Below are 20941 nucleotides of genomic sequence, written 5' to 3' on the forward strand. Positions count from 1 at the left end.
CCCACGAGGAAACGATCATGTCCCTTATCGACCATCTCGATCACCTTGTCCTGACCTGCGTCGACGTGGAAGCCACGCGGCACTTCTACACGGAAGTCATGCAGATGAAGCTCGAAACCTTCGGCAACGGCCGCCTGGCTTTCCGCTTCGGCAACCAGAAGATCAATCTCCACCAGCGTGGTGCCGAATTCGAGCCCAAGGCCCACCTTCCCGTGCCCGGCGCGCTCGACCTGTGCTTTATCGCGTCGGTTCCGCTCGACGAGGTGATCGCGCATCTGCTGCGCTGCCAGTGGCCGATCGTTGAAGGCCCGGTGGCGCGCACCGGCGCCACGCAGAAGATCCGCTCGGTCTATGTGCGCGACCCGGACCTGAACCTGATCGAGATTTCGGAACTGGTCGACTGAGACGGGCCAGCGCAAGCGGCACCCGGCCTTGCGCCGGAGGCTACAGACCAGAAATGGCAACACCTACCGCAGAAGTCGGTCGAGGAGACACAACCATGAAGCGAATCCATATCGCTGCAGCAACCCTACTGGCCATGGCAACCATGGTCGCCACAGCGCCGGCGTATAGCGGCAGCGCATACCCGAGCAAGCCGGTCACGCTGATCGTGCCCAGCGCGCCGGCCGGCTCGACCGATATCGTGGCGCGCCTGATCGGCGAACAGCTCCAGGCCGCGCTGGGGCAGCCGGTGGTCGTCGACAACCGGCCCGGCGCCAGCGGCAATATCGGCACCGAGGCGGTCGCACGGGCCGCCCCCGACGGGTACACGCTGCTGCTCCAGTATTCCGGCTACCACGTCGGCAATCCGGCGCTGTTCCCGCAGATCCGCTGGAAACCGTCCGGCTTTGCGCCGGTAGCGCTGGTCATGCGCGCACCGCACGTCATTGCGGTCAGTTCGAAGCTCCCGGCGAAGTCGCTGAAGGAGTTGGTGGACTATGGCAAGTCGAATGGCAAGGGGCTGTTCTACGCGTCGTCCGGCAATGGCTCGATCCAGCATATCGCCGGCGAGATGTTTGGCCGCCAGACCAAGGTCCCGATGACGCACGTGCCGTACAAGGGCGCCGGGCCGGTCGTCACCGACCTGATCAGCGGGCAGGTCGATATGTTCATCACCACGCCGCCGAGCGTCATCAGCCATGTGCAGGCCGGCAAGATCAAGGCGCTTGCCTACGCCGGGCCGAAGCGCCATCCCTCGCTACCCAACGTGCCGACCACCGCGGAGGCCGGCCTGCCGGGGTATGAGGTCGAGTCCTGGTTCGCGCTGTTCGCCCCGGCCAACACGCCCCCGGCCATCGTCGAGCGGCTGTCGCAGGAGGTGAAGAAGATCGTGGCCAGCGATGCCTACAAGAAGAAGGTCGAGGAGCAAGGCGCCTTCGCTGCCTACATGGGGCCGCAGGAGCTGGGCAGGTTTGTCGACCAGGAACTGGCGACCTGGGCAAAGGTGGTCAAGGACTCCAATATTCGCGCGGACTGAACCCTGGCTTTTCTTGGGAGAACGGCGAACCAAAGTGCCGGATACGGTTCGCCGGACCGGCGGGCTGCCGTTCGAATCGGTGGCCAGGTACTACAATGTGCGCATATAAGAAGAAGGGCCTTCCTTCGTGCGCCACATGATCCACTTTCCCGCTCGCAGACCCTTTTACCGCCCGGCGTCCCTCATTGTCGCCGCCAGCCTTGTCCTCGTATGCATGATCGCCGCCATGGGCGGGCTCGCCCTGGTGCAGATGCGCCGGGATGCACTGGACAATGCCAGCGAAGCGTCCGCCAACCTGGCGCTGACGCTGGAGCGCAGCATCACGCGCAACCTGCAGATCCACGCACTGGCGATTGGCGGGGTGGTCGAGGCCCTGCACGATCCGTCGATCATGGCGCTGGCCCCGGGGCTGCGCCAGCGCCTGCTGTTCGACCGGTCCATCAACGCCGAAGACGTGGGCTCGTTGCTGGTCACCGATGCCAATGGCAACCTCATGTTCGATTCGCACCAGTGGCCGCCGCGTCCGGTCAACGTGGCCGACCGCGATTACTTCCAGGCGCATCGCAACGGCATTGACGCCGGCCTGTTCCTGAGCCGGCCGTTCCAGCCGCGCCTGACGCCGGAGAACAAGTCCATCGGCATCAGCCGCCGGTTCTCCGCGCCGGATGGCAGCTTTGCCGGCATCGTCGTCGGCACCTTGCGACTGAACTACTTCCGCAAGCTGTTCGACGGCGTGAGCCTTGGCCCGGGCGGCACGCTGACGCTGGTGCGCACCGACGGGCCCATCATCATGCGGCGTCCCTATGACGCGGCCTCGATCGGACGCGACATCTCCGGCAGCCCTTCGTTCGCCCCGCTGCTGCATGGCACGCAAGGTTCGTATATCGGCGTCGCCGCGGTGGACGGCGTGCAGCGCCTCTACAGCTTCAGGCGTATCCCGGGCTACCCGCTGATCGTCGTGGTGGGGCGTGCCACCGACGACGTGCTGGCTCCCTGGTATCGCCGCGCGTGGCTCTTTGCATCCCTGATTGGCGCCATGGACGCGGCCATCATTGCGCTGTCGGTGCTGCTGTCGCGCCAGTGGCGCCGCCGCGTCGACATGGAAGAACACCTGCGCTGGATGGTCAACACCGATGGCCTGACCGGGCTGGGCAGCCGGCGCGCGCTCGACGACGCCGCCGACGTGGAATGGCGGCGCGCGCGGCGGCACTGCGAGCCGCTGTCGCTGTTGATGCTGGACGTCGACCACTTCAAGCAGTTCAACGACCGGTATGGGCACCAGGCCGGCGACGACGCCCTGGCCGCGGTCGGCGCCTGCATCCAGCGGCACGTGCGGCGCCCCGGCGACTATGCGGGCCGCTATGGCGGCGAAGAGTTCGCCATCCTGTTGCCCCACACCGACGCGTCCGGCGCGGCCGTCATCGCAGAAGCCGTGCGCGCGGCGGTCCAGGCCCTGCGGATCCCGAACGCCGCGGGGCTTGACGGGCAGCTGACGGTCAGCGTCGGCGTGGTGACCTACGACAACCGCGCGGGCAGTGATGAAACCTTCGGCGAGCTGCGCGCCTTCCTGCGCGCCGGCGATGAAGCGCTCTACCTGGCCAAGCGCTCGGGGCGCAATTGCGTGGCGACCTTTAGCGCCACGGCCGCGGCGCTGGCGTCTTGAACTATCCTGCCTGAGGACCACGTTCCTCGGCGATTCAGCCAGCGGATGCTGCCGCACCCCGACGCCGCGGCCTGCGCTCCACGATCTTTCCCGCTGCCAGCGCTGCGATCGCCGCCTCGATCATCGGGTTTTCGCGGCTGGTCGACCATGCCATCGCCGTCGTGACCACATTGACCGCTTCCTTCAGCGGCCTGACCACCACGTTGTCGGAGGCGGCCTTCTTCAACGACGCCGGCACCAGTGCAATCCCTTGTCCGCAGCCGACAAAGGCAATCTGGGACGACACGGTCCGTACTTCGTGAAGCACGCGGGGTGAGAAGCCAGCCGCCCTGCAGGTCGTGATCAGGCTGTCGTAGTAGACCGGGCTCACCTGCCGGGAGAACATCACGAACTCCTCATCCGCAAGCGACGCCAGGCGGACACGCGGCATCTCTGCCAGAGGGTGAGACCTGGGCAGCGCGACAGCCAGCCGGTCCTGCTTCAGCGCGATGGACTTGATGGACGGCCCCAGGTCGCCTTCAAGTCGGGCGAACGCCAGGTCTACGTCCCCCCGCTCCAGCGCCGGCACCGCATCCACGCTGTCTATCTCCTTGACCGACACGGTCAGCTGCGGGTGTTGCGCCTTCAGGTGGTCGATCAGCGGGGGCAGCGTGTCGACCATCGCCGACGAGATCGCGCCGATGGTCAGCAGGCCGCTCTGCCCCTGGACGGCCTCGCGCACCGCCAGCTCGAGCCGCTCCAGCTGCTCCGCGAACTTGCGTACCGCCGGCAGTATCGCCGCGCCCGCGGGCGTGAGCTTCGCGCCTCTCCTGGACCGATCGAAGAGCTTTACCTTCAGCGCGTGCTCAAGCACCTGGATCTGCTCGGTCAGCGGCGGCTGGGACATTCCCAGCCGCTTGGCGGCGCGGCCGAAGTGCTCCTCCTCAGCAACGGCCAGGAACAGCCATAGATGCCGAACCAGTCTGAAGTTGATCATGGCTTTGATAGCTTTGGCGTATGAAAAGCTTACGTTCTTCGGAATTTACATATCGAACTCTAGCGCCGATAGTGCAAGCCAAGCAACCACTGAGGACGCCGGAATGCACCCGCAAACCCTGCTCGACCGCCTTGCCGCCCTCGATACCAACACGGTATCGGACGCGCTGGATTTCCTGAACCTGCCCGGCGCAACGTACAGCATCCGCCCCCTCTGGGACTGCCCCAGGATCGTCGGCAGGGCGAGCACCGTCCAGCTTGGCGCCAAGACCGATGCCGCGCCGACGGCACATCTGATCACCCCCGTCATCGCAGAGATCCGCAGCGACGACCGCATCCTGGTGATCGCCGGCGGGCTCGAAGGCATCTCCTGCTGGGGCGACATCCTCGCCAATGCCGCGAACGCCAGGCAGGTGCGCGGCACCGTCATCGACGGCCTGAGCCGCGATATCGAAGGCAGCGAATCCATCGGCTATCCGGTCTTTGGTCGCGGCGTGACCATGATCAGCGCGCGCAATCGGGTGGTGCAGCTCGGCGCCGGGGAGCCCGTGGTCTTCGCCGGCGTGGTCGTGAGCCAGGACGACTATGTCATCGCCGACCGCTGTGGCACGGTCTTCGTCCCGGCAGCGCGCATTGAAGAAGTGCTGGACCTGGGCGAGCGCATCGCCCGCCGCCAGGACGGCATGGTCCAGGCCGTACGCGCCGGCCGCTCCGTTGAGGAAGTGATGCACGACAAGGAATTCGAAGCCATCCACAGCAAGGAAGCAAAATGAGCGCGGCAGACAAAGGGTTCTTCGAATCGGCGCTCGACGTCCAACGCCTGAACGTCAACCTGGCCAGTGCCCAGGCCTCGGCGACCTACCGGATGATGGACCGGGTGGCTGCAAAGCGGGCTTCCGGTGCCAAAGTCATTTCGCTGAGCGCCGGCGAGCCGGACTTCGACACCCCGGCGCATGTGTGCGATGCCGCCATCGCAGCGATTCGCGCTGGCCATACCCGCTACACGCAAGTGGCCGGCATGCGCGCGCTGCGTGAAGCCGTTGCCGCCAAGTTCCAGCGCGACAACGGCCTCGACGTCGGCTGGCAGGACACCATCGTCTGCACCGGCGGCAAGCAGGTGATCTATAACGCCTTGTCGGCCACCTTGAACACTGGCGACGAGGTCATCGTGCCCGCGCCTTACTGGGTCAGCTACCCGGAGATGGTCCAGCTATCCGGCGCGACACCGGTGATTGTGTCGTGCGGGGCAGATGTCGGCTTCAAGCTGACCCCGGCCGCACTCGCGCGCGCCATCAGCCCCAGGACGCGCTGGCTCATCCTGAACTCGCCGTCCAATCCCACCGGTGCCGTCTATACGCGGGAGGAACTGGCTGCGCTCGCCGAGGTGCTGCTGGCACACCCGCATGTGCTGGTGCTGTCAGACGATATCTATGAGCACCTGACCTTCGACGGCGCGCGCTTCCACACGGTCGCCGCGGTGGAGCCGCGCCTCGCGCCGCGAACCCTGACCATGAACGGCGTTTCCAAGGCTTACGCCATGACCGGCTGGCGCATCGGCTTCGGCACCGGCCCTCGCTGGCTGCTGGAAGCCATGGAGAAGGTCCAGGGACAACAGACCTCCGGCACCTGCTCCATCTCCCAGCATGCCGCGCTGGCCGCGCTGAACGGACCGCAAGACTTTATCCGTGAGTCGCGTGCCGTCTTCGAGGAGCGGCGGGACATGATGGTCCGCATGCTCAATGAGACGCCGGGGTTGTCATGCCTGGTGCCTGGAGGCGCGTTCTATGCGTTTGCGTCGTGCGAGGGGTTGTTGGGGCGGCGTACGGCTGCCGGGACGCTGCTCGGTACCGATGAGGATGTCGCGGGGGCGCTGCTGGATGAGGCCAATGTGGCGGTCGTGCATGGCAGTGCATTCGGGCTGGGCCCATACATCCGGATCGCCTACGCACTCGACACCGAGTCGCTGCGGCAGGCGTGCGAGGCAATCCGGAAGTTCTGTCAGTCCCTGCGAGATTGAACTGCCGCAATGGCGGACCAACTAGGTCGACCGTCATATTCGCCCCCACCATGGAGTTCGCCAGCGTGTCACCAAGCACACTCACCAAGGAACGCGTCCACCTGTCAGTCAACGGAACCGACATCGAACTGTCCGCCCTCCATCGCCCCGGCAAACACCCTCCCCTGGTCTTCCTGCATGGCTTTGGCTCGACCAAGGAGGACTATGCGGACGTGGTCCTACATCCCGCACTCGCAGATCGCGCAGTCCTCGCCTACGACGCACCCGGTTGCGGCGAAACGGAATGCCGGGACCTGTCCCGGATCTCGATTCCCTTCCTGGTAGAAACCGCGCTCGCGGCACTCGACCATTTCGGCATGGACCGGTTTCACCTGGTCGGGCATTCCATGGGCGGCCTGACTGCACTGATGCTGGCCCACCGCGTGCCGGAGCGCGTGCTGAGCTTCGTCGACATCGAGGGCAACGTGGCCCCGGAGGATTGCTTCCTCAGCCGGCAGATCGTCTCGCATCACAGCGAGGACGCGGATCACTTCCTTGACGAGTTCATCGACCGTACCTGGTCCCCGTATTTCTCCAGTCCGCTGTATGCGGCAAGCCTGCGCCACAAGGTGCGCGCCGGCGCAGTACGGGGGATATTCGAATCGATGGTCGACCTGTCCGACAACGCCGACCTGATGACGAAGTTCCTGGAATTGCCCTGCCCCAGGATGTTCATGTACGGAGAGCAGAACGCCTCGCTTTCTTACCTGGAACAACTACAAAGCCATGGCGTGGAACTGGCGGAGATTCCGCTGTGCGGGCATTTTCCGATGTACTCGAACGCACCCGCGATGTGGGAGCGGATTGCCAGGTTCCTGGCCCGTGTGTGTGTGTGATGCCCAGCCGTCATCGACTGGCTCCAGACGGGTTCGAGAGCCTCCGCGTATGAAAGCGCTACGAACTTTGGAATTTACATATCCATAACCAACGCCAAGACTTGTATCTACACCACTCCGGCGTGTGAGCGTTGTTGCGTGCTGTGCCCCCACGATCTGTTCTTGCCCCCACAAAAGGAAGACTGTCATGAAGTTCGCTATTACCTGCCTGGTCGCCTGCCTGACACTTGCCTCGAACACCCCCACCGCAAGCGCCGCCGACTACCCGACCAAGCCAATCCGGCTCGTCGTTCCATATCCTGCCGGGGGCTCCACGGACGCCGTTGCGCGCATGGTCGCGCATAAGCTGACGGCGAAGTTCGGCCAGCCCGTCGTCGTGGAGAACAGGCCCGGCGCCAGCGAAGCCATTGCCGCGAGCTTCGTGGCGAAATCGGCACCGGACGGCTACAACATCCTGTTGGCCACGATGACGGGGCTCTCGGTCAACCCGAGTCTGTACAGCAAGCTCTCGTATGACCCGAGCAAAGACTTCGCGCCCATCATCCAGACCACGACCATCCCCAGCGTTGTCGTGGTCAACCCGAACGTACCGGCGAAGTCCATGGCGGACCTGCTCAAGTTCCTGAAGGGCAAACCCGGCAGCGAGGGCTATGCCTCGGCTGGCAACGGTACGCCAAGCCACCTGGGCATGGAGCTCTACAAGCGGGTCACCGGCGCCAATGTGGTTCATGTGCCCTACAAAGGCGGCGCGCCCGCGCTCCAGGACCTGATGGCCGGCCAGGTGCAGGTCATGATGGCGCTCGTGCCCGAGGCGATGCCGCTGGTCAAGGCCGGCAAGCTGAAGGCCCTGGCCATCACCACCACGAAGCGGTCCGCCGAGTACCCCGACTTGCCCACCGTATCCGAATCCGGCATGCAAGGCTTCGAAATGATCTTCTGGCAGGCCTTTGTCGCGCCGGCAGGTACGCCCAAGGACGTGGTGGCCAAGCTTAACCAGGCCATCGATGAAATCCTCCGCGACAAGGAAACCCGGGCCAAGCTGGTCGAGATGGGCCTGGAACCCGCCGGCGGGACTCCGGAGCAACTGGGTTCCCTGATGAAGAGCGAGACCGTCAAGTGGAAGAAGGTCGTCGACGACGCCGGCATCAAGCTCGATTGATACCAGCAGCAGCGTAACGGAGTGTACGAGTGGATATCACAACGATGGCAGCCGAGGAACAAGCGCCGCCGATGGCAGGCGGCGCCCGGCGAACGCTGAGGGTGCACGCGGCAGGTACCTGCGCACTGCTTCTCGATGCCTGCGCCGGTGCGTTCGACCCGGCGACACAGGAACGTGTCTGGGCGCTTTCTGCGCTGCTTTCGGCGGGCAAGGTGCTTGATGGCATTCGGGAAACCGTTCCCGGCGTCAACAACCTCCTTGTCGTCTTTGACCCCATGCTGCTGCATCCGGCCAAGGCTCGTGAATGCCTGCCTGCACTCTGGGAGACGCTGGAAGTCAGTGTGCGCCAGGGCCGGGAGATCGAGATCCCCGTGGTCTATGGCGGGGAAACCGGCGAAGACTTGCCGGCCCTGGCCGCAGGCGCCGGCCTCGACATCGAAACCTTTGTCGGCCAGCACAGCGCCGCTGTCTACTCGGTCGCCTGCATTGGCGCATACCCTGGCTTTGCCTTCCTGACCGGCCTGCCTGCGCGGCTCGCCACACCCCGCCGGCAGGTGCCGCGGATGCAGGTGGCGAAAGGTTCGGTGGCAATCGGAGGCAGCCAGGCCGGGGTCATGCCCTGTACCGCGCCGTCCGGCTGGCATCTGATCGGCATGACGGAGTTGAGCATGTTCGACCCGAGCCGCAGCGTGCCTTGCCTGCTCTCCCCCGGGGACCGGGTGCATTTTCGGGTGAAGGGAATCGAATCATGATTGAAGTCCTCTCCACGGGCGCGCCGAATATCGTCGAGGACCTGGGCAGGCCGGGCCATCTCGGCATCGGGGTTGGCCGTAGTGGCGCCATGGATGTCATGGCGCTGTCCCTCGCCAACGCACTGGTTGGCAACGACGACGGCGAAGCCGGGATCGAGATCGGCCTGTTTCCGTTCCGCATGCGCTTTCAGTCCGACACTGTCTTCGCCTGTACCGGCTCGGACAGCCGCCTGCTGCTGGACGACCACGTGTTGGCGCCCTGGTGGGGCCGACGCGCCAGGGCCGGCCAGGTCCTGGTCGTCGAACGTCCCCGCCGGGGCGCACGCGCATACCTGGCCTTCTCGGGCGGCATTGACGTTGCCCCCGTGCTGGGCTCTCGCTCCACTGACCTCAAGGGCGGATTCGGAGGCTGGGAGGGGCGTGGACTGCGGCGCGGGGACGTGCTGCCGCTCGGGAAAGCAGGGAATCCGGTGCTGCAGGCGTCCGGTCTGGGCCTGATCCCCAACGATATTCCGCCCTTCTGGCAAGAGCTATCCCGAGGATGCATCACGGTGCGGGCAGTGCCAGCCGCCGAATACGAGATGTTCAGCGACGAGGCAAGAACGGCGTTCACCACCACCGACTACAAGGTCACGCCCGACGCCAACCGGCAGGGTTATCGCCTGGTCGGCACAGCGTTGACGCTGACCCGCCCGCTGGAACTGCTCTCGCACGGCATCGTGCCAGGAACGATCCAGGTCCCGCCCTCCGGACAACCCATCATCCAGCTCGCGGAAGCGAATACCTGCGGCGGCTATCCGAAGATCGCCACCGTGATCGAGGCAGACCTCTGGCGGCTTGCACAAGCGCCTGTGGGTTGCAGCGTGCGATTCACGACCGTCGACCAGGACCAGGCCATCGCCGCCTCGAAAGCGCAAGCCGAAGAACGTGCGTCCCTGCGCAGCAACATCGCGCTGATGACGCGACGCAGCTAAGCCACCCTTCCCGCCTTCCAATCACATCCACATACAGCTCAACCATGACCAGGCAGAATGCAGCATCCTTGCGCGTCGACCTCAACTCCGACATGGGCGAGGGCTTCGGCGCCTATCACATGGGCGACGACGAAGCCATCCTGAATATCGTCAGCTCCGCCAATATCGCCTGCGGCTTGCACGCGGGCGATCCTGAGATCATGGCGAAGACCTTCGCGCTGGCCAGGGAGCGCGGGGTTGCGGTGGGCGCCCACCCCGGCTTCCCGGACCTGTGGGGCTTCGGCCGGCGCATCATTCCGTTCAGCACCGGCGAGATCGAGCGGCTGGTCGCCTATCAAATTGGCGCTGCCCAAGCGCTTTCCGCGTACGCGGGCCATCCCATCACCTACGTCAAGGCTCACGGCGCCTTGGGCAACCTGACCCAGACCGACGCCGAGGTCTCTACCGCCATCGCCCGGGCGATCAAGGCGGTGGATCCGAAGCTGGTTTGCCTGACATTCGCGAATGGCCATCTTGAACGCATCGGCAAGGAGATGGGCCTGCGCGTGTGCGCTGAAGTGTTTGCAGACCGCGCCTACACCGACGAGGGCCACCTCGTGCATCGCAAGATTCCCGGCGCGGTGCTGCACGACGCGCACGAGGCCGCGGCACGAATGCTGCGGATGGTTCGCGCCGGCGCCATCGAAACCATCTCCGGCAAGCTGGTACCCGCGCCGATCGAGTCGATCTGCGTGCACAGCGATACGCCGGGGGCGATTGCCATGGCCGCGGAGGTGCGGCGCACGCTGGAAGAGGCTGGCGTCACCGTACGGTCCTTTAGCTGAGGTGGCCATGACGATGGACATCGATTTCGTGGAGCAGCTTATCGGCATCCTGGAGCGTTCGACGCTGTCGGAACTCGAGTACGCCGAGGATGGCGGGCGCATCCGGCTGGTGCGCTCAAGCAACCAGGGGACAGCCGGAACGTCGCCCGCGTTGGCGACGCCAGTGCAGGAAGCGCCCGCCCAGGCCCTTACCGCTTCCCCCATCCAGGTCGAGCCGAAGGCACGAACCGTATCGGCGCCGCTTGCGGGCTTGTTCTATTGCGCCCCTGCGCCAGGCCAGCCTCCGTTCGTGGCGGTCGGTGACCTGGTTGAAGAGGGACAACAGCTTGCCATCATCGAGGCCATGAAGATGCTGAATGCCGTGGAAGCCGATCTTACTGACCAGTCCCAAAATAAGGCGACAAAAATTGAACGAATGGGATCGACGGTAGTCTCATGAGCCATGAAACGAGATGGCCGCCAACTGGATCGCGCGACGCAGGAAGAATTTCGGCTGCTGGCGTTGCGCCGGGTGAAGGAAGGCGAGAAGCCGTCGGAGGTAGTGAAGTCCCTGGGAATGAATCGCACCTCGATCTACCGATGGCTCAAGGCTGCCAGCGGGCGCGGCAATGGGGAGCGGGCACTGGCAGCGCGGCCTGCCACCGGTCGACCGCCCAAGCTCACAGCGCACCAGCAGGCCCAGGTTCTACGCTGGATTAACGGCAGGGACCCGCGGCAATTCGGATTGGACTTCGGGCTGTGGACGCGGCAAATCGTGGCCACCTTGATTAAGCAAAAGTTTGGTGTGCGCATGGGTCTGACCGCAGTGGGGAGGTTGCTGGCCCGTTTGGGCCTGACGCCACAAAAACCACTGCAGCGCGCCTATCAGCGAGATCCGCAGGCGATTGAGCGCTGGCAGCGTGAGACCTATCCTGACCTTGCAGCAAGGGCCCGACGTAGTGGGGCGGAAATCTACTTCTGGGATGAATCCGGGTTTCGAGCCGACACGGTGCACGGCAAGACTTGGGCGCTCAAAGGGCAGAGTCCGGTGATCGAGCGCCCCGGCCAGCGCCAATCGATCTCGGCAGCCTCGGCGGTCAACGCCCGGGGCGGCTTCTGGTTCGCGACGTACAAGGGCGCGCTCACCGCGGAGCTGTTCATCGAATTGCTCAGGAAGATGATGAGGGGCAGGCGCAAGCCGGTGCATCTTGTCATTGACGGCTTGCCAGCCCATAAGAAGGCAAGTGTGCGCGAGTACGTCGAATCCACTGGCGGCAGATTAACGTTGCACTTCCTGCCGGGTTACGCGCCGGACCTCAATCCGGACGAGCTGGTATGGAGTCACCTCAAGCGCACCGGCGTGGCGCGCAATCCGCTGCGCACCGGCGAGAAGCTGGAGATTCGCGTCGAGCAACAACTGCGTGGGCTGCAGAAAAAGCGCACCCTCATTCGATCATTCTTTGATGCCCCATCTGTCGCATATATTTGGGACTGCTGAGTAAGGGGCGGGTGGTCCGCGTTGCTGCCGCGGATGGTGCAGCGGTAGAAGCAGGCGCCCCGCTCTTTGCGATCGAGCCTGCCGGAGACGGCGATGTTTGAATCGGTGCTGATCGCCAATCGCGGCGAGATCGCGCTGCGGGTGCTGAGGGCCTGCCGCAAGCTGGGCATCCGGACGGTTGCCGTCCACTCGGAAGTCGATGCGAACCTGCGGCACGTCGCCCTCGCCGACCAGGCGTTGTGCATCGGACCAGCGCCAGCCGGCCGCAGTTACCTGGACCAGAACGAACTGCTGCTGGCCGCCAGGCTGTCGGGGGCCGAGGCCATCCATCCCGGGTATGGGTTCCTGTCGGAGAACGCGGATTTTGCTGAAGCCGTGGAGAACGCCGGGCTGGTATTCATCGGGCCCACCGCGGCCTCGATCCGGCGCATGGGTGATAAGGTCAGCGCCAAACGGGCCATGATCGAAGCCGGTGTCCCCTGCGTTCCCGGCTCCGAGGGAGCACTGACGGATGACTTGCCGGCAACCGCTACACTGGCCGAAACGGTCGGCTATCCCCTGATCGTCAAGGCGGCAGGTGGCGGTGGTGGGCGCGGCATGCGCATCGTGCGCGCCGCCAATGAGCTGGCACAGGCGGTCGCGATGACCCGGGAGGAAGCCGGGCGGGCCTTCAACAACCCGGAGGTCTATATCGAGAAGTTCCTCGAGCATCCCCGGCACATCGAAATCCAGGTGCTTGCGGACGCCCACGGCAATGCCGTCTGGCTGGGCGAGCGCGACTGCTCGATGCAGAGGCGCCACCAGAAGGTCATCGAGGAATCCCCGGCACCCGGCGTTTCACGCGAGGAAATCGCCAGGATCGGCGAGCAATGTGCCCGGGCGTGCCGGCATATCGGCTACCGTGGCGCTGGCACCTTTGAGTTTCTCTATGAGGATGGCGCCTTCTTCTTCATCGAGATGAACACCCGGGTGCAGGTCGAGCATCCGGTCACCGAACTGGTCACGGGGATCGACATCGTCGCCGAGCAATTGCGCATCGCACGCGGGGAACCGCTTTCCTTCCGGCAGGAGGATGTGGTGTTTCGCGGGCATGCCGTGGAATGCCGCATCAACGCGGAACATCCATGGCGGTTCACGCCGGCTCCCGGGCGCATCACGGCGTGGATTCCCCCTGGCGGTCCCGGGATACGCGTGGAATCCCATCTCTATGCCGGGTACGCGGTGCCACCGAACTATGACTCGCTGGTTGCAAAGCTGCTGGCACATGGCGCCACACGCGAGGAAGCGATCGCGCGCATGCGTGTGGCGCTGGATGAAATCGTGCTGGGCGGCATCGACTCGAACGTGGCGCTGCACCGGGTACTGATGGACGAGCCTGGCTTCACCCAAGGCGGATATGACATCCATCATCTGGAACGATGCCTGGCACAGGGCCTTGGGGAGGCGAACTGACATGAATCTGGAAGATATCGAGCGGCTGGTTCAGCGCCTTGATGGCAAGCCGATTGCCAGGCTGGAACTCGAACTGGAAGGGAAGCACCTGGTGTTGCAACGTCCGGCGGACGGCGACGGGGTGGGGTCTGATGGCGCCAGTCAAGGTATGCCTCAGGCAGAAACCCCGGGCGCGGCGCTCGATTGCATACGAGCGCCCGCGGCAGGCGTGTTCTACGCCAGTCACCCGCTGGCGGAAGAGACCTTCGCGCTGGCCGACCGCACCGTCGAGGCCGGCGAGGCAGTGGGCTACCTGCGTGTCGGTTCAGTGCTCAGTGCGGTGAACGCCGGAGAGCGCGGCGTGCCAGGGGAGCAGCTTGCCGAAAGCGGTACGTTGGTTGGCTTTGGGCAGGCGCTTTTCGCGTTCGAGAAGGCGTCATAGGCGCCAACAGCTCTCTGCCCGATAGCTTCTTCACATGCGGCCGGGTTGCTCCCTCTCCCGCTTGCGGGCTTGCCTTTACCCACAACTTCCGGCGGCTTACTCGTTTTTCTGGAAGATCCGATACATTTCGGTGATTTCGTGCAGGGCGAGGAAGCCGCGCCACAGGACGGTGGCTCCCGGGGGATCGTCGTTTTTGCGACCCAGGTAGCCACCGAGCTTGGCGATCCAAAGGACAGCTTCGCTGAGTTTGGGCGCCTGCTCCGGTGGCTTGGTGGTGCCGTGCGTGCGGCAGTACAAAGCCCGCCATTCGAGCGATTGCAGTAGCACCGAGCAAGGGATATCGGCTTCGAGCCGGCCCAGCATGGTCGCGTACATAATGCGCCAGCCGATCACGGCGAACAGCGCCGTGGCCCGCAGGAACCGCTCCAGCGTCCCGAACTGCCGGGCCTCGATCTGGCAGCCACTTTTCAGGACACGATGCCAGGATTCAATGGTCCAGCGCCGGGCGTACCAGCTCAGCCGTTCGAGCACATCTTCCAGCGTTTGGGTGGGCATCGAACTGAGCAACATCCATTCGAGCGGCTCAACGCCTTCGGGCGGCTCGATTTCCAGCGCGTGAATGGCAAACACTTCGAGACTCGGTAGCCCCTCTGCACCGCGGCTGCGCGGCGCTCGCAGTTGGACCGGCACACAGCGCAAAGCCAGTCGGGCACTACGTGCCTGCCTGGCGCCGGACCTGGGCACGTGCAGTACGGTCTCCCCAAGTACAGGAGCCGCGGCAACCGTCTCCCACAGATACTTCTCTGGGTGGTCCACGCCCCGATTCCAGGCGGCCCGCACCAACCAGTCCACCCCCGCTGGGCGCGGCGCCAGAAACACGTCATACACATCGCCCTCGCGATCGCTGACGGCAACAAGGTGCGTGTCCGGACACTGCATCTTGAGCGGCTCAAGGCATTCCAGCCCCTCCAGCCACTTCACGCTTTCCTTCTCGCGAATGGACAGCGCCCGGCGCTGCCTGGCCTTGCCCGATGCTTGCGGCGCACGCACCCACGTCTTCATGCTCAACACGCCCAGTGGCAGGCCCTCAGGCGTCACCGCCAGCACGCTGTGCAACATGAATCCGTGCAAATTGCCGCCCGTGCCGTGACCAAGTCCCTCAGTCGCGGGCAAATTTGCCAGATTGAATTCCGTGGTGTCCTGCACCGTCAGGACGACAGGCACCTGCTGCATGCGACCCACGGTTTGAGCGACGTGGCTCGCCAGTATTCCGTCCGGGTCAACCGCCTCATTATCAAAGAAGCGATATGCCGCCTTGAGTTGGGCACCACTCAAGGCCTGCGGGAACGAAACATGGGCCTTTTGCGCCAGTCCGCGCGCCAATGCCACAAGGCGCTGCGTGCGACGTGCATCGCCCAACTGAGCGCCACCGAATTCGTCGCTGGCCCAATCTTCCAGATCTTCCGTATCAGGCAAAATTGCCACCACTGATTGTCAACTTCACCCGAAGTTAACACCGTCCAATCCGGTTTACAACCTTTCCTATCGAGATGTGGGTAAAGGCAAGCTTGCGGGAGAGGGAGCAACCAAATGGTGGTTCAAAGCATGACATCCACCCAAATGCCGTTCCAGGCTTGCCACTCGTGCGTCCGCCACCACTCACAGGGGCGCCCGTAGTACGGCCGCGTGCGAAATCTGCGCACCTTGCGCCAAATCTACCCTGCGATTGACGCGGTCTACACCAGGCAACGCGGCGCCTGGAATTCGATCACGTCCTTGATGACGTCGCGCATCTCCGTGATCAGCAGGCGCGCATCGTCGCGACGCCATTGCACGACATAGTGCAGCGGTTCCAGCGCGCCCCCCTTCTTCAGGATCTGCAACACCCCGCGCGCTTCCAGCGCCTCTGCCCATTGCTTCGGCATGAAGGCGAAACCCAGTCCCTCCGCCACCATGCCGACCACGGCGCCCCAGCTGTTGCACACCAGACGACGGTTGACCGCCATGCCGCGGCTCGCCAGCCACTGGTCGAGCACCCGCGTGCCGCCCGCGCCGACCGGCAGGGATAGCAGCAATTGCTCCGCCATCAGCCGCCGCGGATCGTCGGTGCCGGTCTTTTCGATGAAGGGCTCGGTCGCAACCCAGACAAAGTCGACCTGTGCGATCCGTTCCGACGCGAGGCTGCTGCGCGATGACGGCCCGGCGATCACCGCGAGGTCGAGTTCGCCATCCTCGAGGCGCTGCTCCAGCACCTGACCGATATCGACGTAGGGCTCAAGCTGAAGCTCCGGATGCCGGATGGCCGCCTGCCGTACCAGCCGGGGCAGCCAGGTCAGGCCGCTCAGTTCGCCCAACCCCACGCGGCAACGGCCTTGCAGGCCACGGCTCTGCCCCGCCGACTGCTGCAGCTCAGCCGCAACCCGCAGCAGCTCGCGGATACGCGGCAGCATCTGCTCGCCCTGCGCCGTCAGTTCGGCACGGCGGCCGCTTCGGTCGAACAGCTGCACGCCGAGGGAGGTTTCAAGCTCGGCCACCCGCTTGGACAGCGAGGACACGGACAGGTGGCAGCGCTCTGCGGCGACTGAAAAGTTGAGGCAGGTCGCGGCCCAGTAGAAGGCTTCCAGTTGCTTGAGGGTCATGGGGTCAGGGCCGCGAGTGGCGATTGTCTGTTTCCTAAAAGCGAAATTATAGCTTCGTTATTTTTCGCTTTTATCGTCTCTTCGCGGTTGCTAGATTGGTGCCTAGTCGTCGCCTAGCCATCTCACATCGACCATGCCAGCCATCCAAGCCCCTGCAGCAGCGCCTTCCGCCAGTGCGGAAAGTGCCTCAATTGCCGCCGCTGCGCCGACCGCGCCAGCCCGAGGCGCAGCCGCGCTGCGCAGGCAAGTGCTTTCGCTGAACGACCTTGAACCGCTCGCCCGCCGCCGCCTGCCCCGGCCGCTGTACGCCTACGTCAGCGGCGCGGTGGAGGACAGCGTCTCGCTGGCGGAGAACCGCCGTGCCTTCGCCGAGATCGCGCTGCGGCCGCGCGTGCTTGCCGGCGTGGCCACGCGTGAACTGGGCTTCGAGCTGTTCGGCCGGCGCTATGCAGCACCCTTCGGCGTTGCGCCCATGGGCATCGCGGCATTGTTCGCCTACCGCGGCGATATCGTACTGGCGCAGGCCGCGCAACAGGCCGCGGTGCCGGCGATCATGAGCGGTTCGTCGCTGATCCGGCTGGAAGAAGTGATGGCGGCCGCGCCCGGGACATGGTTCCAGGCCTACCTGCCCGGCGACCTGGCGCAGATCGACGGGCTGTTGTCGCGCATCGAGGCGGCAGGCGTCGAGACGCTGGTGATCACCGTCGATACGCCCGTTGCGGGCAATCGCGAGAACAATGTGCGCGCCGGTTTCTCGACACCGCTGCGGCCGAGCCTGAGCCTCGCATGGCAAGGCATCGCGCATCCGCGCTGGCTGCTCGGCACCTTCGCGCGCACGCTGCTGCGGTATGGCATGCCGCATTTCGAGAATGCCTATGCGCACCGCGGCGCACCCATCCTGTCGTCGCGCGTGCTGCGCGACTTCTCCGACCGCGCGCATTTCACCTGGACACACCTTGAAGCCATCCGCCGGCGCTGGAAAGGCACGCTGGTGGTCAAGGGCATCCTGACCGCGGAAGACGCCTTGCTGGCGCGCCGGCACGGCGTGGACGGGATCATCGTCTCGAACCACGGCGGCCGGCAACTGGACGGCGCCATCGCACCGCTGCGTGTCCTGCCTGAGATCGTTGACGCCGTACCCGATCTGCCAGTGATGCTCGACAGCGGCGTACGCCGCGGCACGGACGTGATCAAGGCCCTCGCGCTCGGCGCGCGTTGCGTCTTTGTCGGCCGACCATTCGCCTACGCGGCGACAGTAGGGTCCACCCCCGGCGTGGCACACGCCATCGAATTGTTGCAGGCCGAGATCTCGCGCGATATGGCGATGCTCGGCCTTACCCGGCTGGCAGACATCGGCTCTGCCTGCATCCGACCTGCCACCTCCCCGCACATGCCCCCTCACCCGGAGACTTATCGATGAGCACGCTACACGGCTTCCGCATCCACCCCAAGCCGGCGCCAACCGTCAGCAACGCGCTGCTGGAGCGCTACCGCAGCTTCCCGGTGGCCAATGTCAGCGACGCAATGAGCCGCACCGTCGGCACCACGCAACTGCGGCCCTATCACCGGCGCGATGGCGTCATGGCCGGCCGCGCCCTCACGGTGCGCACCCGGCCTGGCGACAACCTGATGGTTCACAAGGCCCTCGACCTCTGCGGCCCCGGCGATGTGATCGTCGTCGATGCCGGTGGCGCCGGTCCGAATGCCATCATCGGCGAGATCATGCTGGCGCTGGCGATCGCGCGCGGCGCAGCGGGCTTCGTGATCGACGGCCTGATCCGCGACAGCGACACCATCGGCAAGGAAACGCTGCCGGTGTATGCGCGCGGGGTCTCGCATCGCGGCCCGTACAAGGATGGCCCCGGCGAACTGCACGTATCTGTCTGCATTGACGGCATGGTGGTGCGCCCCGGTGACCTGGTCCTGGGCGATGGCGACGGCCTGCTGGTCGTTGCGGCCGAAGACGCCGAGGAAATCGCCGCGCGCGTGGAGGACGTACAGCGCACCGAAGCAGCGGTGCTCGAATCGATCGCGCAAGGCCGCGCCGATCGCAGCTGGGTCGAGCGCACGCTGCGCGAGAAGGGGGTGGTATGAACGCGCCCCGCCTGCCGATGCCCGCCACCGGCACGGTGGTCCGTTTCGACCACTGGCTGGACCCGGCCTTCGACCGCATCATCACGGCCACGCCTGGCCTGACGCTGCACACCTGTGCCCGCGAAGGCGCCGGCGCGGCAGCGTGGGCCCGGCTGTCCACCGCCCATGTCTACCAGATCTCGGCCGCCAAGGACGAGATCCCCCGCCGCTGGTTCGCCGACGCCGCGCTGCTGGCGCGCTGCCCCGACCTGCTGGCGGTGTCGTCCAGTGGCTCCGGCTGCGACACCATCGACATCGATGCCTGCACCGAAGCGGGCGTCGCGGTGCTCAACCAGGCCGGCGGCAACGCCGACTCGGTGGCAGAGATGACGCTGGGCCTGATGCTGGCTGTGCTGCGCCGCATCGCCGAATCCGACCGCCTTCTGCGCGCGCACAACTGCGAGAGCCGTGAGGACCTGATGGGCCACGAACTGCGCGGCCGCACGCTCGGCCTGGTCGGCGTGGGCCACGCGGGCCGCCGCGTCGCCGCGCTCGGCCGCGCCTTCGGCATGCACGTGATCGGCTGCGATCCGGCGCTGGATGCGGCGGAACTGGCCGCACGTGGCGCACAGGCGGTGTCCTTCGAAGAATTGCTTCGCAGTGCCGACGTGGTCTCGCTGCATTGCCCGCGCGACGCCACCACGCTGCGCATGATGGACGCCGCGGCCTTCGCCGCGATGCGGCCGGGCAGCATCTTTGTCAGCACCGCGCGTGGCGGCATCCATGACGAGGGCGCGCTGCATGGGGCGCTGGCCAGTGGCCATCTTGCCGGGGCCGGCCTGGATGTGTGGGAGCAGGAGCCGCCGCCGCGCGAGAACCCGCTGCTCGTGCTGGACAACGTTGTCGCCACTTTCCACACCGCTGGCGTCACGCACGAAGCGCGGCGCAGGAACGCCGAACTGGCCGCCACTCAAATCGTCGCACTGCTGGCCAGTGGCGAGCGGCCCGAGCGGCTGGTCAACCCCGAAGTCTGGCCGCGTGCGCGCATGCGCATCGCGGCTGCGATGGAGGCATCGGTCACACCGTAGCCAACAGGCCGCGAACTATTCTTCACTCATAACAGGCCGGCGCAAGAGACCGGCGAGGAGACACCTACCATGCACCCCACTTCCAATCAAAGGCGCCGGCGCATCACCCTTCGTGTGGCCGGCGCACTCGCGCTGACCTGCTGCCTCGCCACCGCAACCGGCGCACAGGCAGAGGCGCCCTATCCCAACCGCCCAATCCAGATGATCGTGGCCTACGGTCCCGGCGGCGGTACCGACCTGGTGGCCCGCCTGCTGGCCCGCCACCTGGAGAAGCAGCTCGGCGGCGCCACGGTTGTGGTACAGAACAAGCCCGGCGCGGGCGGCGCCATCGGCTTTGCCGAACTGGCGCGGGCCGCACCGGACGGCTACACCATCGGCTTTATCAACACGCCGAACCTGCTGACCATTCCGATCGAGCGCAAGACCACCTTCACCTGGCGCAGCTTCGACCTGATCGGCAACCTGGTCGACGATCCGGGCGCCTTCACCGTGCACAACAGCGACCGCATCGACTCGCTGGCGGCGCTGGTGCGCCATGCCAGGGCGCATCCGGGAGAGGTGTCGGTCGGCACCACCGGCGTAGGCTCGGACGACCACCTCGCCATGCTGCTGTTCCAAAAGGCCGCGGGCGTCAAGCTGACCCATGTCGGCTACAAGGGCGCCGGCGACGTGCGTGCGGCGCTGGTGGGGCAGCAGCTCACCATCGGCGCGATCAACGTGGGCGAGGCGCTGCAGTACCAGAAAGGCGGCTCGCCGATCAAGTTCATCGGCCAGATGGGTGCGACACGAGCAGCCCTCGCCCCTAATGTGCCCACCTTCCGCGAGCAGGGCTTCGACATCGAGCTGAATTCGCTGCGCGGCCTGGCGGCGCCCAAGGGACTGCCTGAGCCGGTCAAGAAGAAACTGGTGGATGCCATGGCGCGCGTGGTCGCCGATCCGCAGTTCCGCCAGCAGGCCGAGGCGATGTATGCGCCGCTGCGCTATCTCGCGCCGGCGGCCTACAGCGCGGAGCTGGAGCGCGGCGAGGCGGGCTTCCGCCAGCTGTGGAAGGAGATGCCGTGGCAGGAGAACTGAG

The 20941-nt window shown here is 65.5% G+C and carries 21 protein-coding genes; 18 read left to right on the top strand and 3 right to left on the bottom strand.

Annotated elements, in window-relative coordinates:
* Positions 1 to 17 precede the first annotated feature (17 nt).
* The 3 genes from AC10V3_RS29000 (at position 18) to AC10V3_RS29010 (ending at position 3140) form a co-directional block, all read left to right on the top strand.
* The gene (locus AC10V3_RS29000; protein ID WP_022538813.1) at positions 18 to 404 is read left to right on the top strand and encodes a VOC family protein; all 387 of its coding nucleotides are present in this window, start codon (positions 18 to 20) and stop codon (positions 402 to 404) included.
* A 95-nt stretch (positions 405 to 499) separates the two neighbouring features.
* On the top strand, positions 500 to 1477 hold the full coding sequence (locus AC10V3_RS29005) for a Bug family tripartite tricarboxylate transporter substrate binding protein (protein ID WP_022538814.1): 978 nt from the start codon (positions 500 to 502) through the stop codon (positions 1475 to 1477).
* A 226-nt stretch (positions 1478 to 1703) separates the two neighbouring features.
* Positions 1704 to 3140, top strand: a complete 1437-nt coding sequence (locus tag AC10V3_RS29010; protein WP_349606701.1) for a sensor domain-containing diguanylate cyclase — start codon at positions 1704 to 1706, stop codon at positions 3138 to 3140.
* A 34-nt stretch (positions 3141 to 3174) separates the two neighbouring features.
* Here AC10V3_RS29010 and AC10V3_RS29015 read toward each other — a convergent pair whose 3' ends face one another.
* On the bottom strand, positions 3175 to 4116 hold the full coding sequence (locus AC10V3_RS29015) for a LysR family transcriptional regulator (protein WP_022538816.1): 942 nt from the start codon (positions 4114 to 4116) through the stop codon (positions 3175 to 3177).
* Positions 4117 to 4219: 103 nt separating this feature from the next.
* On the opposite strand from AC10V3_RS29015, the gene AC10V3_RS29020 reads away from it, so the two are divergent.
* The 11 genes from AC10V3_RS29020 to AC10V3_RS29070 all read left to right on the top strand — a co-directional run bounded on the left by AC10V3_RS29020 (position 4220) and on the right by AC10V3_RS29070 (position 14066).
* A complete protein-coding gene (locus AC10V3_RS29020) occupies positions 4220 to 4888 on the top strand; it encodes an RraA family protein (RefSeq protein WP_022538817.1) in 669 nt (222 codons plus the stop codon).
* Positions 4885 to 6132 (top strand): pyridoxal phosphate-dependent aminotransferase, encoded by a 1248-nt coding sequence (locus AC10V3_RS29025; RefSeq protein ID WP_022538818.1) that lies wholly within the window; start codon positions 4885 to 4887, stop codon positions 6130 to 6132. The genes AC10V3_RS29020 and AC10V3_RS29025 overlap by 4 nt, the downstream gene beginning before the upstream one ends.
* A 50-nt stretch (positions 6133 to 6182) precedes the next feature.
* Positions 6183 to 7007 (top strand): alpha/beta fold hydrolase, encoded by an 825-nt coding sequence (locus tag AC10V3_RS29030; RefSeq protein ID WP_490923831.1) that lies wholly within the window; start codon positions 6183 to 6185, stop codon positions 7005 to 7007.
* Between the two features lie 187 nt (positions 7008 to 7194).
* Positions 7195 to 8166 carry a Bug family tripartite tricarboxylate transporter substrate binding protein gene (locus AC10V3_RS29035; RefSeq protein WP_454753200.1) on the top strand — a complete coding sequence of 324 codons (972 nt, stop codon included), beginning with the start codon at positions 7195 to 7197 and terminating at the stop codon, positions 8164 to 8166.
* Positions 8167 to 8195: 29 nt separating this feature from the next.
* Positions 8196 to 8918 (top strand): 5-oxoprolinase subunit PxpB, encoded by a 723-nt coding sequence (gene pxpB, locus AC10V3_RS29040; protein ID WP_454753201.1) that lies wholly within the window; start codon positions 8196 to 8198, stop codon positions 8916 to 8918.
* Positions 8915 to 9892, top strand: a complete 978-nt coding sequence (locus AC10V3_RS29045; RefSeq protein WP_022538822.1) for a 5-oxoprolinase subunit C family protein — start codon at positions 8915 to 8917, stop codon at positions 9890 to 9892. Before pxpB ends, AC10V3_RS29045 begins: the two co-directional genes overlap by 4 nt.
* A gap of 44 nt (positions 9893 to 9936) precedes the next feature.
* Entirely contained in the window at positions 9937 to 10716 is a 780-nt protein-coding gene (locus AC10V3_RS29050) for a LamB/YcsF family protein (RefSeq protein ID WP_041681799.1), read from the top strand.
* Positions 10717 to 10723: 7 nt separating this feature from the next.
* On the top strand, positions 10724 to 11155 hold the full coding sequence (locus tag AC10V3_RS29055; RefSeq protein WP_490923832.1) for an acetyl-CoA carboxylase biotin carboxyl carrier protein: 432 nt from the start codon (positions 10724 to 10726) through the stop codon (positions 11153 to 11155).
* Positions 11156 to 11158: 3 nt separating this feature from the next.
* Positions 11159 to 12193, top strand: a complete 1035-nt coding sequence (locus AC10V3_RS29060; protein WP_022535114.1) for an IS630 family transposase — start codon at positions 11159 to 11161, stop codon at positions 12191 to 12193.
* 93 nt (positions 12194 to 12286) lie between these two features.
* Positions 12287 to 13645, top strand: a complete 1359-nt coding sequence (gene accC, locus AC10V3_RS29065; protein WP_022538825.1) for an acetyl-CoA carboxylase biotin carboxylase subunit — start codon at positions 12287 to 12289, stop codon at positions 13643 to 13645.
* 1 nt (position 13646) lies between these two features.
* A complete protein-coding gene (locus AC10V3_RS29070) occupies positions 13647 to 14066 on the top strand; it encodes a hypothetical protein (RefSeq protein ID WP_022538826.1) in 420 nt (139 codons plus the stop codon).
* A gap of 96 nt (positions 14067 to 14162) precedes the next feature.
* Here AC10V3_RS29070 and AC10V3_RS29075 read toward each other — a convergent pair whose 3' ends face one another.
* The gene (locus AC10V3_RS29075) at positions 14163 to 15554 is read right to left on the bottom strand and encodes an IS4 family transposase (RefSeq protein ID WP_022535542.1); all 1392 of its coding nucleotides are present in this window, start codon (positions 15552 to 15554) and stop codon (positions 14163 to 14165) included.
* A gap of 248 nt (positions 15555 to 15802) precedes the next feature.
* Positions 15803 to 16705: a LysR family transcriptional regulator gene (locus AC10V3_RS29080; RefSeq protein ID WP_022538827.1), complete on the bottom strand. Its 903-nt coding sequence runs from the start codon at positions 16703 to 16705 to the stop codon at positions 15803 to 15805.
* 247 nt (positions 16706 to 16952) lie between these two features.
* On the opposite strand from AC10V3_RS29080, the gene AC10V3_RS29085 reads away from it, so the two are divergent.
* From AC10V3_RS29085 to AC10V3_RS29100, 4 genes are all read left to right on the top strand, one after another.
* Entirely contained in the window at positions 16953 to 18125 is a 1173-nt protein-coding gene (locus AC10V3_RS29085; RefSeq protein WP_022538828.1) for an alpha-hydroxy acid oxidase, read from the top strand.
* Entirely contained in the window at positions 18122 to 18799 is a 678-nt protein-coding gene (locus AC10V3_RS29090; protein WP_022538829.1) for an RraA family protein, read from the top strand. The genes AC10V3_RS29085 and AC10V3_RS29090 overlap by 4 nt, the downstream gene beginning before the upstream one ends.
* Positions 18796 to 19866, top strand: a complete 1071-nt coding sequence (locus AC10V3_RS29095; RefSeq protein ID WP_022538830.1) for a hydroxyacid dehydrogenase — start codon at positions 18796 to 18798, stop codon at positions 19864 to 19866. Before AC10V3_RS29090 ends, AC10V3_RS29095 begins: the two co-directional genes overlap by 4 nt.
* A 69-nt stretch (positions 19867 to 19935) precedes the next feature.
* Positions 19936 to 20940, top strand: a complete 1005-nt coding sequence (locus AC10V3_RS29100) for a Bug family tripartite tricarboxylate transporter substrate binding protein (RefSeq protein ID WP_022538831.1) — start codon at positions 19936 to 19938, stop codon at positions 20938 to 20940.
* Position 20941 lies beyond the last annotated feature (1 nt).

This window comes from Cupriavidus sp. PB-02 (assembly GCF_058252315.1).